The sequence below is a fragment of the Klebsiella sp. CTHL.F3a genome, assembly GCF_019890895.1.
GTDB lineage: Bacteria > Pseudomonadota > Gammaproteobacteria > Enterobacterales > Enterobacteriaceae > Klebsiella > Klebsiella grimontii.
Window position 1 is genome coordinate 5,889,518 of sequence record NZ_CP082360.1, and the last position, 20,977, is coordinate 5,910,494.

The window sequence follows — 20,977 nt, forward strand, 5'->3', positions numbered from 1 at the left end:
ACGCCGTAAAGGGCAGCTTCGCTGCCCTTCTGGTGTCGCCCGCAGGGCTTACTGCAAACGCACGATAAACGGTGAGAATATGGCGCTGCCTTTGACGTTTTCACGCTCACTACGGGCATAAATACCCATACGCGCGCCGATCCATTTTCCCGCTCCGGCGGAAAACTGCGGTGTCACCTGCCGCCATTCACGCTGCGCAAGCCGATAACGAAAATGGACCACCCCGTCATAGTCCACCTGAAACCCTAGCTCAATCTCCTTGCAACCGGTGACCTCCTCAAGTCCAATGGATTGTTGATGCGTTTCACCGCGATCGTCTATCCATCCGTGGCATAGCGCGAGCTGCAAATTCGCCGTGCGGTACGTCACGCACAGTGCGGCAAAGCGCTGACCGTAAATCGCGATCCCCGCTTCATCGCCATCCTGAAAAAACATCGGTTCAACCGCGGTCTGCACATCAAAACGTTCAGCGGGAAACTTTTGCAGCAGCAGTTGAGGTAAGCGATAGAGGCTGATATCGCCAGAGGTTAGCGCGCAGCGCAAGCGTAACCCTTGCTGATGAGGCGTGAGCCAGTGGCGCTGGGGGTTTGCCTGCCATTGCCACTGAAGACCGGGTTGGCCGTGCCGGAAATCGTCGCTGGTCTGTAAACAGCACGGCGCAACGGGCAATGCGGGTAAACGATGCAGGCTGACGGGCTGACCTTTACCGGTGTCATTAAGCCTCTCGCCAATTTGCGGCCAACCGTCAGCGCCCCAGCAAAGCGGCTGAAGATGCACTATCCGGCCATACACGCCTTTGTCCTGAAAGTGGAAAAACCAGTTTTCACCGTTCTCCAGTTCAACCCATGCCCCCTGATGAGGACCATTTATCGGCGAATTCCCCTGATGCAGGACATCGCGACTTTGCCATGGACCACATAGCGTCGGGGCACGCATGACCGTTTGCCAGCCTCGCTTGACGCCGCCGGCCGGGGCGAATATCCAGTATTCGCCATTGCGCTTATATAATTTGGGGCCTTCCAGAGTGGGATGCGAGGGCGTTCCGTCAACAACGATCCGGCCGTTATCCAGCAACCGGGATGCATCCGGCGCCATTTCAAAAAGCTGGAGCTTATTTTTCACCCCGCTGCGGCTAAAAGCAAAAGCGTGAATCAGCCAGGCTCGTCCATCATCGTCCCAGAACGGGCAAGGGTCTATCCAGCCGGGGGAAGCTTTCAGACAATAGGGTTCGCTCCACTCGCCTAACGGATCCCGGGCGTGGGAAACAAAAATACCCTCGTCGGGCAAACTGTAGAAAACCCAGAACAGGCCCCCATGAAAACGTATGGAAGGCGCCCAAATCCCCTTTCCCGGCTGAACGCTGTCATATTCCGGCGATGGCAGACGTTTAACAATATGATTAACGATTTGCCAGTGGATGAGATCGCGTGAGTGGAGAAGCGGTAAGCCGGGTAATTGATGGAAACTGGAAGCCACCATCCAGAAATCATCGCCTGTGCGAATAACATCGGGATCGGCGTAATCGGCATGAATCACGGGGTTTTTATAGAACAGCGGCATAGCGGGAACCTTTTATTGTCGACTGTTCATCGTGTTGCAATAAGCGGACCACCGAATAAAAAGACTTAATTAACAATAAAATAAACATGCCTTCAGACACAAAAAAAGCGCCCCTTGGGCGCTCTTTCGACAGTAGCTTTACGCTTATTTATTCAGTTCCGCAGTCATGTGCACGCGGTTACCGGTAAACGCTTCGGTAATTTTGTAAGACGATGCGCCTGCGGCCTGGGCCTGAGCGGCGATTTTCGCTTCCGCACCGTCCATCGTTGCGGCGGTTGCGGTTACGGTTTCCGCAGCGAAGGAACCAAAAGAAGCGGCCAGAGCGATAACTGCGACAAAAGTTTTGATGCTTTTCATGATATAAACCCTTTACGTTAGTTGTTTGAATAAGGCGCCGTGCCTTGATGTGATAAATAGTAGCTCGCACATCGTCAAACAAAAAGCGGAAGGATTTGTTGTCATCATTCAAAAAAATTGACTTAAATTTAACCCGCGATTAACCGCTGCGGATGCGTGTAAACGGTCGCCCTGCCCGGCTTGCAGAATCCCACCAGCGTCAGGTTACAGCGCTCGGCAACGTCAACCGCCAGCGTGGTCGCGGCAGAGACCGCAAAGAGGATTTCCACCCCGCACATAGCTGCCTTCTGCACCATCTCATAGCTGGCGCGGCTGGAGACCAGTGCCGCGCCGTTCTGCCAGGCGCCTTCTGACTCCGCGCGGTGTCCCAGGAGTTTGTCCAGCGCCACGTGGCGACCAACATCTTCATGGCCGCCCGCGAGCTCGCCGGAAGGACTAACCCAGGCCGCGGCATGAGTACAGCCGGTAAGGCGGCCTATCGGCTGAAAATCATGCAGGTGCGCCAACGCGCGATCGAGATTCGCCAGATCGAACGCTTGGGTAAAGGGTAGCGGCTGTACGGGCTTGCCGATATCGTTGAGCTGCTCAACGCCGCATACGCCACAGCCGGTGCGCCCGGCTAGCGCGCGACGGCGCTCTTTCAGCCCCATAAAGCGGCGGCTGGAAAGCTCGATTTGCACTTCCAGGCCGTTACAGGCCTGAATGACGTCCATACCATAAATCTCGCCCCGGTTTTCGATAATCCCTTCGGATAAGGAAAAGCCGACGGCGAACTGCGCCAGGTCTTTCGGCGTCGCCATCATCACCACGTGCGAGATGCCGTTATAGACCAGCGCAACGGGTACCTCTTCAGCTAACTCGTCTGGCTGAGGATGTTGCAAATTTTGGCGCTTCCAGAGCGATACCTGGCGATAACCTGTGATATCAATCACATTTTCGATTTGTTCAAGAGGCTTCTTGTTCACTTTGTCTTAACCGTATTGGAACAGGCATACACACAATGTGGTATTCTGTTTATATCCCTTCGGGAACGAGGGAAATTACCCCTAATTCTGAACCTTTGCGGCTCTTACCGCAAAACAAATAACTATACGTGACAATGTCGAAACAAGGAGCGAACCATGCAGGTCAGCAGAAGGCAGTTCTTTAAGATCTGCGCTGGCGGTATGGCAGGAACCACGGCGGCGGCGCTGGGCTTTGCGCCCGGTTTAGCGCTCGCGGAAACACGGCAGTACAAGCTGCTGCGCACCCGCGAAACCCGTAACACCTGCACTTACTGTTCCGTTGGCTGTGGGCTGTTAATGTACAGCCTCGGCGACGGCGCAAAAAATGCCAAAGCGTCTATCTTCCATATCGAAGGTGACCCGGACCATCCGGTCAACCGTGGCGCGCTCTGCCCTAAAGGGGCCGGACTGGTGGACTTTATCCACTCCGAAAGTCGCCTGAAATTTCCAGAATACCGTGCGCCAGGCTCCGATAAATGGCAGCAAATCAGCTGGGATGAAGCGTTCGACCGCATCGCTAAGCTGATGAAAGAGGACCGCGACGCCAACTTTGTCGCGCAGAATAGCGAAGGCACCACCGTCAACCGCTGGCTGACCACCGGTATGCTGTGCGCCTCCGCCTCCAGTAACGAAACCGGTTATTTAACCCAGAAATTTACCCGCGCGCTCGGTATGCTCGCGGTCGACAACCAGGCGCGCGTCTGACACGGACCAACGGTAGCAAGTCTTGCTCCAACATTTGGTCGCGGTGCGATGACCAACCACTGGGTCGACATCAAAAACGCCAATCTCGTGGTGGTGATGGGCGGCAACGCCGCTGAAGCACACCCGGTTGGATTCCGCTGGGCGATGGAAGCCAAGATTCACAACGGCGCGAAGCTGATTGTGATCGATCCGCGCTTTACGCGTACCGCGGCGGTGGCTGATTTCTATACCCCAATTCGTTCCGGTACTGACATTACCTTCCTGTCAGGCGTCATCCTGTACCTGCTGAACAATGAAAAAATCAACCGTGAATATACCGAAGCCTATACCAACGCCAGCCTGATCGTGCGTGAAGATTACAGCTTTGAAGACGGTTTGTTCAGCGGCTACGACGCCGAAGCCCGCAAGTACGATAAAACGTCCTGGAACTATGAGCTGGATGAAAACGGCTTTGCCAAACGCGATACCACGCTGCAGCATCCGCGCTGCGTATGGAACCTGCTGAAGCAGCACGTTTCCCGCTATACGCCGGAAGTTGTCGAAAACATCTGCGGAACGCCAAAAGCTGACTTCCTCAAAGTCTGCGAGTACATCGCGGAAACCAGCGCGCACGATAAAACCGCGTCATTCCTGTACGCGCTGGGCTGGACGCAGCACTCCATCGGCGCGCAGAACATTCGCACCATGGCGATGATCCAGCTGCTGCTCGGCAATATGGGCATGGCGGGCGGTGGCGTAAACGCCCTGCGCGGCCACTCCAATATTCAGGGTCTCACCGACCTGGGGCTGCTGTCGCAGAGCCTGCCTGGCTATATGACGCTGCCGAGCGAGAAACAGACTGACCTGCAAACCTACCTCGCCGCCAACACGCCGAAACCGCTGTTGAAGGACCAGGTGAACTACTGGGGTAATTACCCGAAATTCTTCGTCTCCATGATGAAGGCCTTCTTTGGCGATAAAGCCACGGCGGAAAACAGCTGGGGCTTTGACTGGCTGCCGAAGTGGGATAAGGGCTACGACGTCCTGCAATACTTCGAGATGATGAACCAGGGCAAAGTGAACGGCTATATCTGCCAGGGCTTTAACCCGGTAGCCTCGTTCCCGAACAAAAACAAGGTTGTCGCGTCGCTGTCGAAGCTGAAGTTCCTGGTGACCATCGACCCGCTCAACACCGAAACATCCACCTTCTGGCAAAACCACGGGGAGTCGAACGACGTCGATCCGACGAAAATCCAGACCGAAGTGTTCCGCCTGCCGTCCACCTGCTTCGCCGAAGAGAACGGTTCTATCGTCAACTCCGGCCGCTGGCTGCAGTGGCACTGGAAAGGCGCGGACGCCCCGGGGATTGCGACCACCGACGGTGAGATCCTCGCCGGTATCTTCTTACGGCTGCGCAAGATGTACGCCGAACAGGGCGGACCGGCGCCGGAACCGGTGCTGAACATGACGTGGAACTACGCCACGCCGCATGAACCAGCGTCGGAAGAAGTGGCGATGGAGAGCAACGGCAAGGCGCTGGCAGACATTATCGACCCGGCAACCGGGGCGGTGATTGTCAAGAAGGGCCAGCAGCTCAGCTCATTTGCGCAGCTGCGCGATGACGGCACCACCTCCAGCGGCTGCTGGATCTTCGCCGGTAGCTGGACGCCTGACGGCAACCAGATGGCGCGTCGCGATAACGCCGATCCGTCTGGCCTCGGCAATACGCTGGGCTGGGCATGGGCGTGGCCGCTCAACCGCCGCATTCTGTATAACCGCGCCTCCGCGGACCCGCAGGGTAAACCGTGGGATCCGAAGCGCCAGCTCCTGAAATGGGATGGCGCGAAGTGGGGCGGCGTGGACATTCCAGACTACAGCGCCGCAGCGCCGGACAGCGATGTCGGACCGTTCATCATGCAGCCGGAAGGGATGGGGCGTCTGTTCGCTATCGATAAGATGGCGGAAGGGCCGTTCCCGGAACACTACGAGCCGTTTGAAACGCCGCTGGGCACTAACCCGCTGCACCCGAACGTGGTCTCGAACCCGGCCGCGCGCGTCTTTAAAGGCGACCTTGAGCAGATGGGCAAAGCGGATAAATTCCCTTACGTCGGCACCACTTACCGCCTGACCGAGCACTTCCACTACTGGACCAAGCACGCGCTGCTTAACGCCATCGCGCAGCCGGAACAATTCGTGGAGATCGGAGAGAAGCTGGCGAACAAGCTGGGCATCGCTCATGGCGATACCGTGAAGGTCTCCTCTAACCGCGGCTATATCAAAGCCAAGGCGGTGGTGACCAAGCGTATTCGCACGCTGAAAGCGGACGGTAAGGATATCGATACTATCGGTATTCCGATTCACTGGGGCTACGAAGGCGTGGCGAAGAAAGGGTTTATCGCCAATACCCTGACGCCGTTTGTCGGTGATGCGAACACGCAGACGCCGGAGTTCAAGGCTTTCCTCGTGAACGTGGAAAAGGCGTAACGGAGACGAATTATGGCTTATCAATCGCAAGACATTATCCGTCGTTCCGCGACTAACGGCTTCACCCCCGCGCCCCGCGCGCGGGACCACCAGGAAGAGGTGGCGAAGCTTATCGACGTCACCACCTGTATCGGCTGTAAAGCCTGCCAGGTGGCCTGTTCCGAGTGGAACGACATCCGGGATGAAGTCGGTCACAACGTCGGGGTATACGATAACCCCGCCGACCTGACCGCCAAATCCTGGACCGTGATGCGCTTCTCGGAAGTGGAGCAGAACGATAAACTGGAGTGGCTCATCCGTAAGGATGGCTGTATGCACTGCGCCGACCCGGGCTGCCTGAAGGCCTGCCCGGCGGAAGGGGCGATCATTCAGTACGCCAACGGCATCGTCGACTTCCAGTCCGAGCAGTGCATCGGCTGTGGTTACTGCATCGCCGGCTGTCCGTTCAACGTGCCGCGCCTGAATCCGGAAGACAACCGCGTCTACAAATGCACGCTGTGCGTCGACCGCGTTAACGTTGGCCAGGAGCCGGCGTGCGTGAAAACCTGCCCGACCGGCGCTATCCACTTTGGCTCCAAAGAGGAGATGAAAACGCTGGCGGGCGAGCGCGTCGCCGAGCTGAAAACCCGCGGCTATGACAACGCGGGGCTGTACGATCCGGCCGGCGTTGGCGGCACGCACGTGATGTATGTGCTGCACCACGCCGACAAGCCGAACCTGTACCACGGCCTGCCGGAGAACCCGGAAATCAGCGCCACGGTTAAGTTCTGGAAAGGGATCTGGAAGCCTCTCGCGGCGGTCGGCTTTGCGGCCACCTTCGCCGCCAGCATCTTCCACTACGTCGGCGTCGGTCCGAACCGCGCGGAAGAGGAAGAGGACAATCTGGATGAAGAGAAAGACGAGGTGCGCAAATGAAAAGACGTGACACCATCGTGCGCTACACCGCGCCGGAGCGAATCAACCACTGGGTCACCGCCTTCTGCTTCGTGCTGGCGGCAGTGAGCGGACTGGGCTTTTTCTTCCCGTCCTTCAACTGGCTGATGCACATCATGGGCACCCCGCAGCTGGCGCGTATTCTGCACCCGTTCGTGGGCGTGATTATGTTTGCTTCGTTCATCATCATGTTCTTCCGCTACTGGCACCACAACCTGATCAACCGGGACGATATTTTCTGGGCGAAAAATATTCGCAAGATTGTCGTCAACGAGGAAGTGGGCGACACCGGGCGCTATAACTTCGGCCAGAAATGCGTGTTCTGGGCGGCGATTATCTTCCTGGTGCTGCTGCTGGTGAGCGGCGTGATCATCTGGCGTCCGTACTTTGCGCCGGCCTTCTCCATCCCGGTTATCCGCTTCGCGCTGATGCTGCACTCCTTCTCTGCGGTGGCGCTGATTGTGGTGATCATGGTGCATATTTACGCTGCGCTGTGGGTGAAGGGCACGATAACCGCGATGGTAGAAGGCTGGGTGACGAAGACCTGGGCGAAGAAACATCACCCGCGCTGGTATCGTGAAGTCCGCGAAAAGCAGGATAAGCGCCAGTCGTAGACCCGAGCGCGTTGTTCGTCTCTGAAATGGCGTCGTATATCGACGCCATTTTTTTGCGGATAACGTGCTGTTTTGACAACGTTAACCATAGTGCGCCGCAGGCCGGAGCGGCACGTTTCCCGGTTCGCTCAAGCCATGGCGCAGGGTGGCTAACCCCAACGGTGCATAGTCGGGGTTATCGATATCAGGTATCGTAACGCACACATTGCGATGTCGTGGGTATATCCCGTATACCAATTGCGGTTATCATTAATGACATCACCAGAGCGGGCGCGTGATGCCCGCCAAATCGCAGAGCGGACGCGACCATCGCCGAATCTGCTGAAACCAGGAAGTGACTGAATGAGCATTCGTATCATCCCGCAAGATGAGCTGGAAAAGAGCGAGAAACGCGCGACGGATATGATCCCGCCGTTGTTGTTTCCCCGGCTCAAAAATTTATATAACCGTCGCGCCGAACGCCTGCGCGAACTGGCTGAAAATAACCCGCTGGGCGATTACCTGCGCTTTGCCGCGCTTATCGCCCACGCGCAGGAAGTGGTGCTGTACGACCATCCGCTGCAGATGGATCTCACCGCGCGCATCAAAGAAGCGAACGACCAGGGTAAACCGCCGCTGGATATCCACGTTTTGCCGCGCGATAAGCACTGGCACAAGCTGCTGCATTCGCTGATTGCCGAACTGAAGCCGGAGATGAGCGGCCCGGCGCTGGCGGTCATTGAGAATCTGGAAAAAGCCTCCGAACAGGAGCTGGAACTGATGGCAAGCGCGCTATTTGCGTCCGATTTTGCCTCTGTCAGCAGCGATAAAGCGCCGTTTATCTGGGCCGCGCTCTCGCTCTATTGGGCGCAGATGGCCAGCTTGATCCCCGGAAAAGCCCGCGCTGAATATGGTGAACAGCGTCAGTTCTGCCCGGTTTGCGGCTCGATGCCGGTCTCCAGCATAGTGCAAATTGGTACCACACAGGGGCTGCGTTATCTGCACTGCAACCTGTGCGAAACCGAGTGGCACGTGGTGCGCGTGAAGTGCAGCAACTGCGAACAGACGCGCGATCTGCACTACTGGTCATTAGATAACGAGCAGTCGGCGATTAAGGCCGAAACCTGCGGCGACTGCGGTACCTACCTGAAGATTCTCTATCAGGAAAAAGACCCTAAAGTGGAAGCCGTCGCCGACGACCTCGCCTCGCTGGTACTGGATGCACGAATGGAACAAGAGGGCTTCGCCCGCAGCTCCATCAACCCGTTCCTGTTCCCTGGCGAAGGGGAATAACGACAGGCATCATGCCGGGTGGCGCCTGTCGCCCGGCTTACCATTGACAAGGCGTAATCGCTCCCGGTATGCCGGCAAACATTTTGAGTTTGCGAGCCGCTTTCCAGAATCACTTCTCAACGAAAATCCCCGGTTTTCTTTTGCTCACAATCAGGCTATAACCCTGTATATCCAAACAGGTTAAGGGAATAAAAAATGGCGCTTGAAAAGGGTATCGCAGAGCTGGTGCGGGAATTTATCGATGCGGGCTGCCCCTCATCACGCGAACAGAATATTGATGACCGGAGACGCGGCTATATCGCCAGCACAGTACTAGCTGGGGAACAGGAAAAGCGCGTTCAGGTAGAAGACATCGAGCTTGAGGGCATGATATTTCGCGTTGTCTCTCCCCTTAACGCTTCTGGCGCACTACCTGCCGTTATCTATTTCCACGGTGGCTGCTTTATCAGCGGCGGTTTCGCCACGCATGACCATCAGCTCCGCCAGCTGGCATATCACAGCGGCTGCCGCGTTATCGCCATGCAATACCGGCTGGCGCCGGAGCATACTTTCCCTGCCGCCCATGACGATGCGGAGAGAGGCGCGCTGATTATTCACCGCCACGCCGGGCAGCTGGGCATCGACGCTTCCCGTATTACGCTGGCTGGCGACAGCGCCGGGGGACATCTGGCATTAGTGACCGCACTGCGGCTCAAAACCGCGCAGGTCTGGCAGCCCGCGCAGCTGGTTTTGATTTACCCGATGCTGGACGCCACCGCCAGCATGAAGAGCTATATCGATAACGGTAAAGATTACATCATCACCGAAGATACGCTGCTCAGTGGCTATGAAATGTACCTTTCAGCGACGGAGCTCCATCACCCGGAAGCCAGCCCGCTGTGGCGTAAAGACTTTCACGGCTTACCGCCAGTACATATTCTGACGGCGGAATATGACCCTTTGCGTGATGAAGGCGAAACGCTTTACCAGCGCCTGCTTGAGCAGGGCGTTGACTGTACCTGTCAGCGTTATCTCGGGGTGATCCACGGCTTCTTTCAGCTGGGCGGCATCAGCCCGGCGGCCGGAAGCGCGATGAGGGATATCGCCTGGCGGGTGAAGTCACCAGAGCAATAGACCGGTATAAACGGAGACTACTCCTCTTCGTTACCGCCCTCTTCATACGGGCCAAACGGCTTCGCAGGAAGAACAATATAGATACCCTCAAAAACCGCGCCGAGCCGATCGTCACCAAACAGTTCAACCTGCAGTTGAACGCGCGCTTTGCGGCCTCGCGCCAGCCGGTCAAGATCGCCGCTTAACGAACCGAGATCGGCAACGGCGCTGGGGCGTCCGCTAATGGGCTGGCTGTAGCGGATATGCGCATCGGCAAGGATAATCGTGCCGCCAAGATGCCGCTCGCGCAGCATCAGCCAGATAAGCCCCCAGCCGGTTAACGTTGCCTGAGAAAACAGGCTGCCGGCAAACAGCGTATGGTGTGGGTTCTGGTTACCGGCTTCCGGCATGGTGGTTATGAATTTTTGCCCGGTATACTGCTGGATGCGCACGCCCATTTTCTCGCTGAGAGGGATGTGCTGATACCAGGCCTGCTGCAGCTGAGCGCACCAGTCGCCGCGATGTAAAATATCGTCCAGCGAGGCTATCGGCTTAATCATCAGAAAATGACGGATCGGCGTGGTGGTCGGCGTGGTGATTTCGCCCTGATTCACAAAACCGAGCTTAGCGAAGAACTCCACCGCATCTTCGCGGGCGCTACAGGTCACGCGCTTAACGCCTTCCTGACGGGCGACGGACTCCAGCGTCATCGCCATCAGGGTTCCCAGCCCTTTATCCTGTACTGACGGATGCACGGCCATAAAACGAATAGAAGCTTCGTTTTCCGCATTCACATACAGCCGCCCGACGGCAACCAGATTGCCCTCTTCATCGACCACCATTTGATGGTGCGCCATCGCATCCCACGCATCGCGCTCGGACCCTTTCGGCTGATGCAGCGGCTTACGCAGCATCTCCCAGCGGAACTGGTAGTAGCTCTCTAACTCTTCTTCTGTTTGCGGTACACGAAGGTGATACATAGCTGTACTCTCTTTTGTTACCCGCAGCCTGCCCGGAAGCTGGCTCATACCTGCAACCAAAAGGTCACGGGACCATCATTTACCAGAGAAACCTGCATATCGGCAGCAAATCTCCCGGTCTGCGTATTCATTTGCTGCTGGCGGCAGCGCTCAACGAAATACTGGTACAGCGCTTCCGCTTTATCCGGCGCGGCCCCTTTAGAAAATCCAGGGCGCATCCCGCGCTCAGTATCCGCTGCCAGCGTAAACTGTGAAACCACCAGCACACTGCCGCCAGCCTGCTGCACGTTAAGATTCATTTTGCCTTCAGCATCGCTAAAAATACGGTATCCCAGCACGCGCTCGCACAGGCGGTTCGCCTTTTGCTCATCATCGTCTCTCTCGACGCCTAACAGCACCAGAAGCCCGGGGCCGATTTCGCCCGTCACTTCACCCTCCACGGTAACGCTAGCTCGGGATACGCGTTGAATTAATGCAATCATGATTGTTCTGTTTCTTCTTTTTTCAGTTTGCGGTATTCACCGAGAGTGACAGTAATTTCAGCGCCAAGCAAGACGATACACCACGTCCAGTACACCCAGACAAACAAAATAGGCACCACGGCGAGCACGCCATATATCAGCTGATATGACGGGAACGCGGTGATATATAAAGCAAAAGCTTTCTTACCCGCTTCAAAGAGCAGCGCAGCGACCAGGGAGCCGATTATCGCATCGCGGTTACGCACCTCGGCCGTCGGCACGATGCTGTAAAGCAGCCAGAATGCCACCCAGGATAAAATGAGCGGAAAAATACGCAGCACATCGTCAATTACGCTATTCAGGTCGCTGGCCCAGCGTAACGACAGAAGATAGGAGCTGATCGCAAGGCTGGCGCCCGCCAGCAGCGGCCCCAGGGTGAGGATCATCCAGTAAACGGCAAAGGAGTAGGTTTTGGGCCGGGTTCGGGTACTGCGCCAGATGGTGTTCAACGCGCTATCAATGGAGTACATCAACAGCAGCGATGTCACAATCAAACCGAAAGCGCCCACGGCGGTCATTCGGCTGGAGTTAGCGACAAACTGCTCAATGTAGCCCTGAATGACATCCCCGGTTGCCGGGATGAAATTGGCGAAGATAAAGTGGCGAATCTGGATACTGACATCAGAAAACATCGGAAATGCCGCGAACAGCGCGAAAACGACGGCAATAAGCGGCACAAGGGAGAGTAACGACACATAGGCAAGATTCCCCGCCAGTGTCGTCATATTATCTTCATCAATACGCCGCCATAGCAGCTTGAGCCAGGCCACCAGCGGTCGCAGATGGCGCGTGGTTTTTTGATGAACGGTTTTTAGCATAGCTGTTTAGCAAAATAGTTGGGGATGGTTTCCTTCCCGGTCACCAGAATGCTGGTTATGCCCAGCTGGTTAGCCCCGGCGATATTGTCCGCGTTATCATCGAAGAAGACCGTATCGTCAGCGGCGAAACCTTCAGCGTCGAGGACGCTCTGATAGATCCGCGCTTCCGGTTTACGCATCCCCATCTCTTGAGAAAGATAGATATGATCAGCAACGGCGCGTATCTCAGGGTACTCATCCGGCCAGAAAGTCGTATGCAAACGGTTCGTGTTGGACAGAACCACAACGCGATGCCCCTGCTCGCGTAATTTTTGCATAATCGCGATAACCTCCGGGCGCAGGGCAACAAAAACCGCCTGCCAGCCGTGGGAGAACTGCTCGTAGCTAAGCGACATGTTCATTTCATGGCACATCGCCGCCGCAAAATCTTCATCGCTGATTTCACCGCGCTCGTGCTGGTGGAACGCTTCGCCCATGGTGAAATGCTGCTGCAGCGTCGCAAGGGGAATCCGCGTTAAATCACTCCACGTCCCGAGCACCCGGTTGAAGTCAATATCGACAATCACATTACCTAAATCAAAGATATAGAGCATGGTCCTCTCCTTTTGCACCGTGGAAAATTAACTGTAGCGGGAAAGGAGAGGTTTGACTATTCAAGAGTACGAACTGAATACTCCCCAGCGCCGTGGAACTGGGGAATATCGCTCATCAACATGGCGATGCTACACCTCTTCCTGAGCCAGAATGATTTCCGTTTGATTCTCATCTAACCATGATTTTAACTGTCCTGACGGACACTCATCGGTAAACAAGGCTGTGGCCTGGGCCACGTTACCAATCTCAACGGCGGCCGATGCGTGATATTTAGTATGATCGGCGGCGAGAAGAATTTGCCGAGAGTGGGCCATCATCGTTTTGGCCACGCTGGCTTCGTTGACGTCAAACTCCAGCAGCGCGCCATCGCTTTCAATAGCTCCGACGCTGGTCACCAGATAATCGGCCCGGAATCCCGCGACAAATTCCGTCGCGGAAGGGCCAATAATGCCGCTATTGTGCGGGCGCAGGGTACCGCCAGGCACCATCACTTCAAATCGCGGATTGTTATAGAGAATATGCGCCACACGCAGACTGTTAGTGATAATCCGTAGATGATTGTGATTTAACAGCGCGCGCGCAACCTGCTCAACGGTGGTGCCAATGGTGATAAACACCGTCGAGCCATCCGGGATGTAGTCAGCCACTGCTTCCGCGATGGCCTTTTTCTCTTCGGTCAAGGAGACTTCACGCTGCTCAAATGCCGTATTGACCACGCTGGACGCTCTGCCCGCTCCGCCGTGATGGCGGGTGATTAATCCCTGCTCGCTGAGTTTACGAATATCACGCCGCACGGTCTGCGTGGAAACGTCCAGCAGGCTAGCCAGTTCATCAATATTCATATAACCGCGCTCGCTAATCAGCATTAGCAGCTGATCGTGCCGCGGGTTACCGGTCAGTTCGGTAAGACTCATGAAATTTCCTCGAAAAACCATTGCCCTGGCATTTTATACAAAAAGTGACAGAAAAGATCGGGTTTGATCACAGTCGGGAATACCCGCGCGCCCTCCTGGGCGCGTACATTTCAGCGCAGCCACTCCGCTGGCAAACCTGACCGCTTCTACCGACGCACTCCCGGAAGCCAGACTGAAGGCCAGCGCACCGTGAAAAACGTCTCCAGCCCCTGTGGTATCAACAACGTCGACTGAAAATCCTGGCTGATGCTGCAGCGCGCCATGCGATATCCAGTAGCATCCCTCACTCCCCCGCGTGACGTAAACATGACCATTTGTGAGCGTTTGTGCTTGTCTCAGTCCTGTTTCAGGTTCTTGAAGTCCTGTTAAACGCGCCAGACCCGGTTCGGAAAAAGCGGCATGATCGCTCAGCGCTACCAGCTCGCTGATATCCTGCGGGGTGACGTCACCATCCAGTACGGTCATAACCCCTGCCCGGCGCGCCAGCGTGAACGCCTGCTTTGCGCCCTCATGCCAGCGTACGTCCGCGAGTATCACGTCCCACTGAGAAAAATCGATCGTGTTGAGCCAGTCGGCATCGGGCAGTAAATCCGGGCTGGGATAGTTCACAATAATCCGCTCCCCCTTCGCATCAACCATAATCGCCGATTGCGAAGAGTTTGCCCGCACATAGCGCCGGGTATAACGGGTATTTACCCCCAGGGATTCCAGCTCCGCCAGCAGCTTTTTTCCAGTGTCGTCATCGCCCACGCGGCCAATAAAGTCCACCTGCGCGCCCAGCTTTGCCGCAGCCACCGCGGCAGTCGCCGCCGGGCCTCCGCCCACTTCTGTATAGCGCTTCGCCACATATTTACCTCCTTCAGTCGGCAAATCTTCTACGTAATAGATGCGATCCATCACGGTGATACCCACACAAGCAATACGAATCATGGTCATTCCTTAGGCGTCTCAAGATGAGAACATTTTAATTTCACGAAATGTTTAAAAAGTGACGGCTGTCAATTTTTTGACTATAAATTACAAATACGATCAAAAACAGACATGAAATAAAACTTTAAGTGACAAAAAATGACAGCCACCACTCAGGAGAACGTTATGCCAGTGATTGCCTTTATCGGATTAGGTCAGATGGGATCACCTATGGCGAGCAATTTGCTCAAACAGGGCCATCAACTCAGCGTCTTTGACGTTAACCCAGATGCCGTTCAGCGCCTGGTGGAAGAAGGGGCACAGCCTGCCAGTAGTCCTGCTCAGGCAGCAAAAGGCGCTGAATTTGTTATCACCATGCTCCCTAATGGCGATCTGGTGCACAGCGTCATGTTCGGCCCAGAAGGTGTCTGTGAGAGCTTGTCACCACAGGGGCTGGTGATTGATATGTCCACGATTCACCCACTGCAAACCGACAAGCTGATGCGCGACATGAGCGCCAAAGGCTTCAGCATGATGGATTGCCCGGTTGGGCGTACCTCCGATCATGTCATCGCAGGCACGCTGCTGTTGCTGGCGGGCGGAACGGCAGAACAGGTTGAGCGGGCGACACCGGTGTTAATGGCGATGGGCAATGAACTGGTCAATGCCGGCGGACCGGGTATGGGCATCCGCGTGAAGCTGATCAACAACTACATGAGCATCGCGCTGAATGCGCTTTCCGCTGAAGCTGCCGTGTTATGCGAAGCCCTGGGCCTATCCTTCGACGTGGCGTTAAAAGTCATGAATGGCACTCCCGCCGGAAAAGGCCATTTCACCACCTCCTGGCCGAATAAAGTGCTGAAAGGCGATCTTTCTCCGGCCTTCATGATCGATTTAGCCCACAAAGATCTGGGTATCGCGCTGGATGTTGCGAATCAACTGCACGTACCAATGCCGCTCGGCGCCGCTTCCCGCGAAGTTTACAACCAGGCCCGAGCCGCAGGTCGTGGTCGGGAAGACTGGACCGCCATTCTTGAGCAGGTTCGCACGTCTGCCGGACTGAACAAAACACATTGATAAGTAAAAGGACTGAACAATGACCAAGTACACCCTGAAAGATATCACGCGCGCTTCCGGCGGTTTTGCCATGCTGGCCGTCGATCAGCGCGAAGCCATGCGCTTAATGTTTACCACGGCGGGTGCGAAATCCCCGGTAACCAACAGCGTGCTGACCGACTTTAAAGTGAATGCGGCGAAAATTCTCTCCCCCTATGCCTCCGCCATTCTGCTGGATCAGCAATTTTGTTACCGCCAGGTGGTGGAACAAAACGCCGTTTCCCCAGGCTGCGCCATGATTGTGGCCGCCGATGAGTTTATTCCGGGCAACGGTATTCCGGTTGATAGCGTGGTGATTGATAAAAAAGTCAATGCACAGACCGTAAAACAGGACGGCGCCAAAGCCCTTAAGCTGCTGGTGCTGTGGCGCAGCGATGAAGATGCCCAGCAACGTCTGGGCATGGTGAAAGAGTTCAACGAGCTATGCCACTCCAGTGGCCTGCTGAGCATTATCGAACCAGTCGTTCGTCCGCCGCGTCGTGGCGATAACTTCGATCGCGAGCAGGCCATTATCGATGCCGCGAAAGAGCTGGGCGACAGCGGCGCCGATCTCTACAAAGTCGAAATGCCGCTGTACGGCAAAGGCTCTCAGCAGGAGCTACTCACCGCCTCCCAACGCCTGAATGAAAACATCAACATGCCGTGGGTCATTCTCTCCTCTGGTGTCGATGAAAAACTGTTTCCTCGCGCGGTCAGCGTTGCAATGACCGCTGGCGCATCAGGCTTCCTGGCCGGGCGTGCAGTCTGGTCATCGGTGATTGGTTTGCCGGATACCGAACTGATGCTGCGCGATGTTTCTGCGCCGAAGCTGCAACGTCTAAGCGATATCGTCGATGAAATGATGGCCCGTCGCCGCTAATACGAGGATCAAATAATGAAATGGTTTAACACCCTGAGCCACAACCGCTGGCTGGAGCAGGAAACCGACCGCATCTTTAACTTTGGTAAGAACGCGGCGGTGCCGACCGGATTTGGCTGGCTGGGAAATAGTGGTCAGGTCAGAACGGATATGGGGACGCATCTGTGGATCACTGCTCGAATGCTGCACGTTTATTCCGTTGCCGCATCTATGGGTCGCCCTGGTGCGTATCAGTTAGTCAGTCACGGTATTAATGCCCTGAACGGCACATTGCGCGACAAACGCTACGGTGGCTGGTACGCCTGCGTGAATGACGAAGGTGTGATGGATGCCTCCAAGCAGGGCTATCAGCATTTCTTTGTGTTGCTTGGCGCGGCAAGCGCGGTCACGACCGGTCATCCACAGGCCAGGAAATTGCTCGATGACGCCATCGAAGTGATTGAAAAATACTTCTGGAGTGAAGATGAGCAGATGTGCCTGGAGTCCTGGGACGAAGCCTTCAGCCAGACGGAAGATTATCGCGGCGGCAACGCTAACATGCACGCAGTTGAAGCCTTCCTGATCGTCTACGATGTCACTCATGACCGTAAATGGCTGGATCGGGCGCTACGCATCGCGTCGGTGATTATTCACGACGTGGCCCGCAGCGGCGAGTATCGCGTTAACGAGTACTTCGATTCGCAGTGGAATCCAATTCGCGATTACAACAAAGACAATCCAGCGCATCGCTTTCGCGCTTACGGCGGTACCCCGGGCCACTGGATCGAGTGGGGCAGATTGATGCTGCATCTGCACGCCGCGCTGGAAGCTCGCTTCGAAACGCCCCCCGCCTGGCTGCTGGAAGATGCTAAAGGTCTGTTCCACGCCACCATCCGCGATGCCTGGGCACCGGATGGCACGGACGGCTTTGTCTACTCAGTGGACTGGGACGGTAAACCTATCGTCCGCGAAAGAGTGCGCTGGCCAATAGTCGAGGCGATGGGCACCGCCTACGCCCTGTATACCCTCACCGGCGATAGCCAGTACGAAACCTGGTATCAGACGTGGTGGGATTACTGCATCACCTATCTGATGGATTACGAGACCGGTTCATGGTGGCAGGAGCTGGACACCAATAACAAGGTGACCACCAAAGTCTGGGACGGCAAGCAGGATATTTACCATCTGCTGCACTGCCTGGTCATCCCGCGTCTACCTCTGGCGCCTGGGCTGGCTCCTGCGGTTGCCGCAGGTCTGCTGGACGTCAATGCAAAATAAGTCATGAGGATAGCAGCCATGCACAGCGGTGGAAAAACCATTCAACTTCAGGCCGGACACTACCGGGCAAAAATCGTAACGGTTGGCGCGGGACTGGCGGAACTGACGCACCATGGGCGTCACGTCGTTATTCCACACAAACCTGAAGAGATGCCGCTGGCGCATCTGGGGAAAATATTGGTTCCCTGGCCAAATCGCATAGCAAACGGCTGCTATCAGCATAACGGCAAGGCATTTCAGCTTGCCGTTAACGACCTTGCTTCGCAGAGCGCAATTCATGGCCTTTTAGCCTGGCAAGATTGGCAGATTAACCAGCAGTCGGCATCGGAAGCGTCGCTGATGATTTTTCTGCCGCCCTCATATGGCTATCCCTTTTCGCTGCTTGTCGAAGTCATATACCGCCTGGACGCCATAGGCGGTCTACATGTTTATATCAGCGCGCTCAATATCGGCGATCAACCAGCCCCTTACGGTTCCGGCGCGCATCCCTATTTAACCTGCGATCTTGAGAAAATAGATAGCTGTACGCTAATCCTTCCGGCAGACGAGGTATTGAGCATTGATACCCAGGAGTTGCATCGCGTTGAGCACACAGAGCTAAATTTCACCACGCCACGCCCTATCGCGGCGACGCAGATCGATCACACCTTTAAAACGACAGCGCCGGGCGATGAGTGGGAAGTCAGAATGTTCAGCGCAGCAAAAAATATGACGACGTTTCTGCGCTGCGACCAGCCCTGGCTGCAGGTTTACAGCGGCGAAAAGTTACATCGACAAGGACTTGCCGTCGAGCCCATGACCTGTCCGCCTGATGCCTTTAATTCCGGAATTGGCCTTATTTCTCTTACCCCAGGCGAGATGCACCGGATGCGCTTTTTGATCGGCGCTGAATAGCCCCATTCCGACGCAAAAATTACCGAATTACCCTATATCTACGGAGACGAAAATGAATTCGTTACAACAACGGTCAAGCGCATTAGAACTCACAAACCTACAGGATGGCTTTACGCTAACGTATCAACAGCGCCTGATTCTGCGCCATACCTCGCAAACACCTTGCCTGTGGATTGGCAACGGCGTCGCGGATATTGATATGTTTCGTGGCAACTTCAGCATTAAAGACAAACTGAATGAAAAAATTGCCCTCACGAGTGCCACGGTCAGTGAATCATCAGACGGCTGGCGGGTCGATTTCAGCCGCGGCACCATCAACGCCACGCTGCAAATCTCCACCGATGAACAGGGCCGCCTGAAGCTGGATCTGCAAAACGACGATCTGAGCCACAATCGCATCTGGCTGCGGCTGGCCGCTAACCCAGCCGATCATATCTACGGCTGCGGTGAACAGTTCTCTTACTTTGATTTACGCGGCAAGCCGTTCCCACTGTGGACCAGCGAACAGGGCGTGGGTCGTAATAAAACTAGCTATGTCACCTGGCAGGCGGACTGCAAAGAGAACGCGGGCGGCGACTATTATTGGACCTTCTTCCCGCAACCAACCTTTGTCAGCACGCAAAAATACTACTGCCATGTTGATAACAGCTGCTACATGAATTTCGACTTTAGCGCACCGGAGTATCACGAGCTGGCGCTGTGGGAAGACAAAACCACCCTGCGCCTTGAATGTGCCGACAGCTATATCTCCCTGTTGGAAAAACTCACCGCGCTGCTGGGCCGCCAACCTGAACTGCCGGACTGGGTTTACGATGGCGTCACGCTCGGTATTCAGGGCGGCACCGAGGTGTGCCAGAACAAGCTGGACACCATGCGTAATGCGGGCGTGAAGGTGAACGGTATCTGGGCGCAGGACTGGTCCGGCATCCGCATGACCTCTTTCGGTAAACGCGTGATGTGGAACTGGAGGTGGAACAGCGACAACTATCCACAGCTGGATAGCCGTATTCAGCTGTGGAAAGAGGAGGGCGTGCAGTTCCTCTCTTATATCAACCCGTACGTTGCCAGCGATAAAGATCTTTGTGCCGAAGCGGCAAAGCACGGTTATCTGGCAAAAGATGCCTCTGGCGATGACTATCTGGTGGAGTTTGGCGAGTTCTACGGCGGCGTGGTTGACCTGACCAACCCCGAAGCCTACGACTGGTTCAAAGAAGTGATTAAAAGGAACATGATTGCGCTGGGCTGCGGCGGCTGGATGGCGGACTTTGGCGAATATCTACCCACCGATACGTACCTGCACAACGGCGTCAGCGCCGAAATTATGCATAATGCCTGGCCCGCGCTGTGGGCGAAGTGTAACTACGAGGCATTACAGGAGACCGGCAAACTCGGCGAGATCCTATTCTTTATGCGCGCAGGCTACACTGGCAGCCAGAAGTACTCCACGATGATGTGGGCGGGCGATCAGAACGTGGACTGGAGCCTCGACGATGGCCTGGCTTCCGTCGTGCCTGCAGCGCTGTCGCTAGCGATGACCGGACATGGCCTGCACCACAGTGATATCGGCGGCTACACCACACTGTTTGATATGAAACGTAGCAAAGAGCTGCTGCTTCGCTGGTGCGACTTTAGCGCCTTCACCCCGATGATGCGTACCCACGAAGGCAATCGCCCAGGCGATAACTGGCAGTTTGATGGCGACGACCAAACGATCGCCCACTTTGCCCGTATGACCACCGTCTTTACCACCCTGAAACCGTATCTCAAGCAGGCGGTCGCGCAAAACAGCGCCACCGGGCTACCGGTCATGCGTCCGCTATTCCTGCACTACGAAGATGATGCGGCAACCTACAGCCTGAAATACCAGTACCTGCTGGGACAAGATCTGCTTGTTGCTCCGGTTCACGAAGAGGGAAGACACGACTGGACGCTGTATCTGCCAGAAGATAGCTGGGTCAACGTCTGGACTGGAGAAAACTACCAGGGCGGTGAAATCACCGTTGACGCGCCCATAGGCAAGCCTCCGGTATTTTATCGTGCGAAGAGTGAGTGGGCATCACTGTTTGCCGCTTTGCGCAATATCTAATACGGCTCGCCCGTAGGGACACCTGCGGG

19 protein-coding genes are annotated in these 20,977 nt (G+C 55.7%); 10 read left to right on the forward strand and 9 right to left on the reverse strand.

Going from position 1 to position 20,977, the window contains the following annotated elements; all coding sequences use genetic code 11:
- Positions 1-48: 48 nt before the first annotated feature.
- From K7H21_RS27570 to fdhD, 3 genes are all read right to left on the reverse strand, one after another.
- Positions 49-1,560, reverse strand: coding sequence for a glycoside hydrolase family 43 protein (locus tag K7H21_RS27570; RefSeq protein ID WP_004127127.1), 1,512 nt, complete (start codon positions 1,558-1,560; stop codon positions 49-51).
- Between the two features lie 144 nt (positions 1,561-1,704).
- Positions 1,705-1,917, reverse strand: a complete 213-nt coding sequence (locus tag K7H21_RS27575) for a YdgH/BhsA/McbA-like domain containing protein (RefSeq protein WP_004127125.1) — start codon at positions 1,915-1,917, stop codon at positions 1,705-1,707.
- A 128-nt stretch (positions 1,918-2,045) separates the two neighbouring features.
- Entirely contained in the window at positions 2,046-2,882 is an 837-nt protein-coding gene (fdhD, locus tag K7H21_RS27580; RefSeq protein ID WP_004127123.1) for a formate dehydrogenase accessory sulfurtransferase FdhD, read from the reverse strand.
- A gap of 156 nt (positions 2,883-3,038) precedes the next feature.
- On the opposite strand from fdhD, the gene fdnG reads away from it, so the two are divergent.
- From fdnG to K7H21_RS27605, 5 genes are all read left to right on the forward strand, one after another.
- Entirely contained in the window at positions 3,039-6,089 is a 3,051-nt protein-coding gene (gene fdnG, locus K7H21_RS27585; RefSeq protein WP_120787575.1) for a formate dehydrogenase-N subunit alpha, read from the forward strand.
- Between the two features lie 12 nt (positions 6,090-6,101).
- A complete protein-coding gene (gene fdxH, locus K7H21_RS27590; protein WP_004122548.1) occupies positions 6,102-7,004 on the forward strand; it encodes a formate dehydrogenase subunit beta in 903 nt (300 codons plus the stop codon).
- On the forward strand, positions 7,001-7,636 hold the full coding sequence (fdoI, locus tag K7H21_RS27595) for a formate dehydrogenase cytochrome b556 subunit (protein WP_004127119.1): 636 nt from the start codon (positions 7,001-7,003) through the stop codon (positions 7,634-7,636). Before fdxH ends, fdoI begins: the two co-directional genes overlap by 4 nt.
- Positions 7,637-7,978: 342 nt before the next feature.
- Positions 7,979-8,908, forward strand: a complete 930-nt coding sequence (gene fdhE / locus K7H21_RS27600) for a formate dehydrogenase accessory protein FdhE (RefSeq protein ID WP_004127117.1) — start codon at positions 7,979-7,981, stop codon at positions 8,906-8,908.
- A gap of 195 nt (positions 8,909-9,103) precedes the next feature.
- Positions 9,104-10,021 carry an alpha/beta hydrolase gene (locus K7H21_RS27605; protein WP_223035488.1) on the forward strand — a complete coding sequence of 306 codons (918 nt, stop codon included), beginning with the start codon at positions 9,104-9,106 and terminating at the stop codon, positions 10,019-10,021.
- Between the two features lie 17 nt (positions 10,022-10,038).
- On the opposite strand, the gene fabY is transcribed toward K7H21_RS27605, so the two are convergent.
- The 6 genes from fabY to K7H21_RS27635 form a co-directional block, all read right to left on the reverse strand.
- The gene (gene fabY, locus K7H21_RS27610; protein WP_004127112.1) at positions 10,039-10,980 is read right to left on the reverse strand and encodes a fatty acid biosynthesis protein FabY; all 942 of its coding nucleotides are present in this window, start codon (positions 10,978-10,980) and stop codon (positions 10,039-10,041) included.
- A gap of 44 nt (positions 10,981-11,024) precedes the next feature.
- A complete protein-coding gene (gene dtd / locus K7H21_RS27615) occupies positions 11,025-11,462 on the reverse strand; it encodes a D-aminoacyl-tRNA deacylase (protein ID WP_004127110.1) in 438 nt (145 codons plus the stop codon).
- The gene (locus K7H21_RS27620; RefSeq protein ID WP_004127107.1) at positions 11,459-12,319 is read right to left on the reverse strand and encodes a virulence factor BrkB family protein; all 861 of its coding nucleotides are present in this window, start codon (positions 12,317-12,319) and stop codon (positions 11,459-11,461) included. Before K7H21_RS27620 ends, dtd begins: the two co-directional genes overlap by 4 nt.
- A complete protein-coding gene (gene yihX, locus K7H21_RS27625; RefSeq protein WP_004127106.1) occupies positions 12,313-12,912 on the reverse strand; it encodes a glucose-1-phosphatase in 600 nt (199 codons plus the stop codon). Before yihX ends, K7H21_RS27620 begins: the two co-directional genes overlap by 7 nt.
- A 129-nt stretch (positions 12,913-13,041) precedes the next feature.
- A complete protein-coding gene (locus tag K7H21_RS27630) occupies positions 13,042-13,827 on the reverse strand; it encodes a DeoR/GlpR family DNA-binding transcription regulator (RefSeq protein ID WP_004855858.1) in 786 nt (261 codons plus the stop codon).
- A gap of 33 nt (positions 13,828-13,860) precedes the next feature.
- Positions 13,861-14,757: a sugar kinase gene (locus K7H21_RS27635; RefSeq protein WP_223035489.1), complete on the reverse strand. Its 897-nt coding sequence runs from the start codon at positions 14,755-14,757 to the stop codon at positions 13,861-13,863.
- 165 nt (positions 14,758-14,922) lie between these two features.
- Between K7H21_RS27635 and yihU the strand changes: the two genes are divergently transcribed.
- Genes yihU through K7H21_RS27660 form a run of 5 tightly spaced genes read left to right on the forward strand, consistent with a single transcriptional unit; the run spans position 14,923 to position 20,948 of the window.
- Positions 14,923-15,813: a sulfolactaldehyde 3-reductase gene (yihU, locus tag K7H21_RS27640; protein WP_223035490.1), complete on the forward strand. Its 891-nt coding sequence runs from the start codon at positions 14,923-14,925 to the stop codon at positions 15,811-15,813.
- Between the two features lie 19 nt (positions 15,814-15,832).
- A complete protein-coding gene (gene yihT / locus K7H21_RS27645) occupies positions 15,833-16,711 on the forward strand; it encodes a sulfofructosephosphate aldolase (RefSeq protein ID WP_004855851.1) in 879 nt (292 codons plus the stop codon).
- A 15-nt stretch (positions 16,712-16,726) separates the two neighbouring features.
- The gene (yihS, locus tag K7H21_RS27650) at positions 16,727-17,968 is read left to right on the forward strand and encodes a sulfoquinovose isomerase (RefSeq protein WP_223035491.1); all 1,242 of its coding nucleotides are present in this window, start codon (positions 16,727-16,729) and stop codon (positions 17,966-17,968) included.
- A 3-nt stretch (positions 17,969-17,971) separates the two neighbouring features.
- Positions 17,972-18,862 (forward strand): aldose-1-epimerase, encoded by an 891-nt coding sequence (locus K7H21_RS27655; RefSeq protein ID WP_370512283.1) that lies wholly within the window; start codon positions 17,972-17,974, stop codon positions 18,860-18,862.
- A 52-nt stretch (positions 18,863-18,914) separates the two neighbouring features.
- Positions 18,915-20,948: an alpha-glucosidase gene (locus K7H21_RS27660; RefSeq protein ID WP_223035492.1), complete on the forward strand. Its 2,034-nt coding sequence runs from the start codon at positions 18,915-18,917 to the stop codon at positions 20,946-20,948.
- The last annotated feature ends 29 nt before the right edge of the window (positions 20,949-20,977 follow it).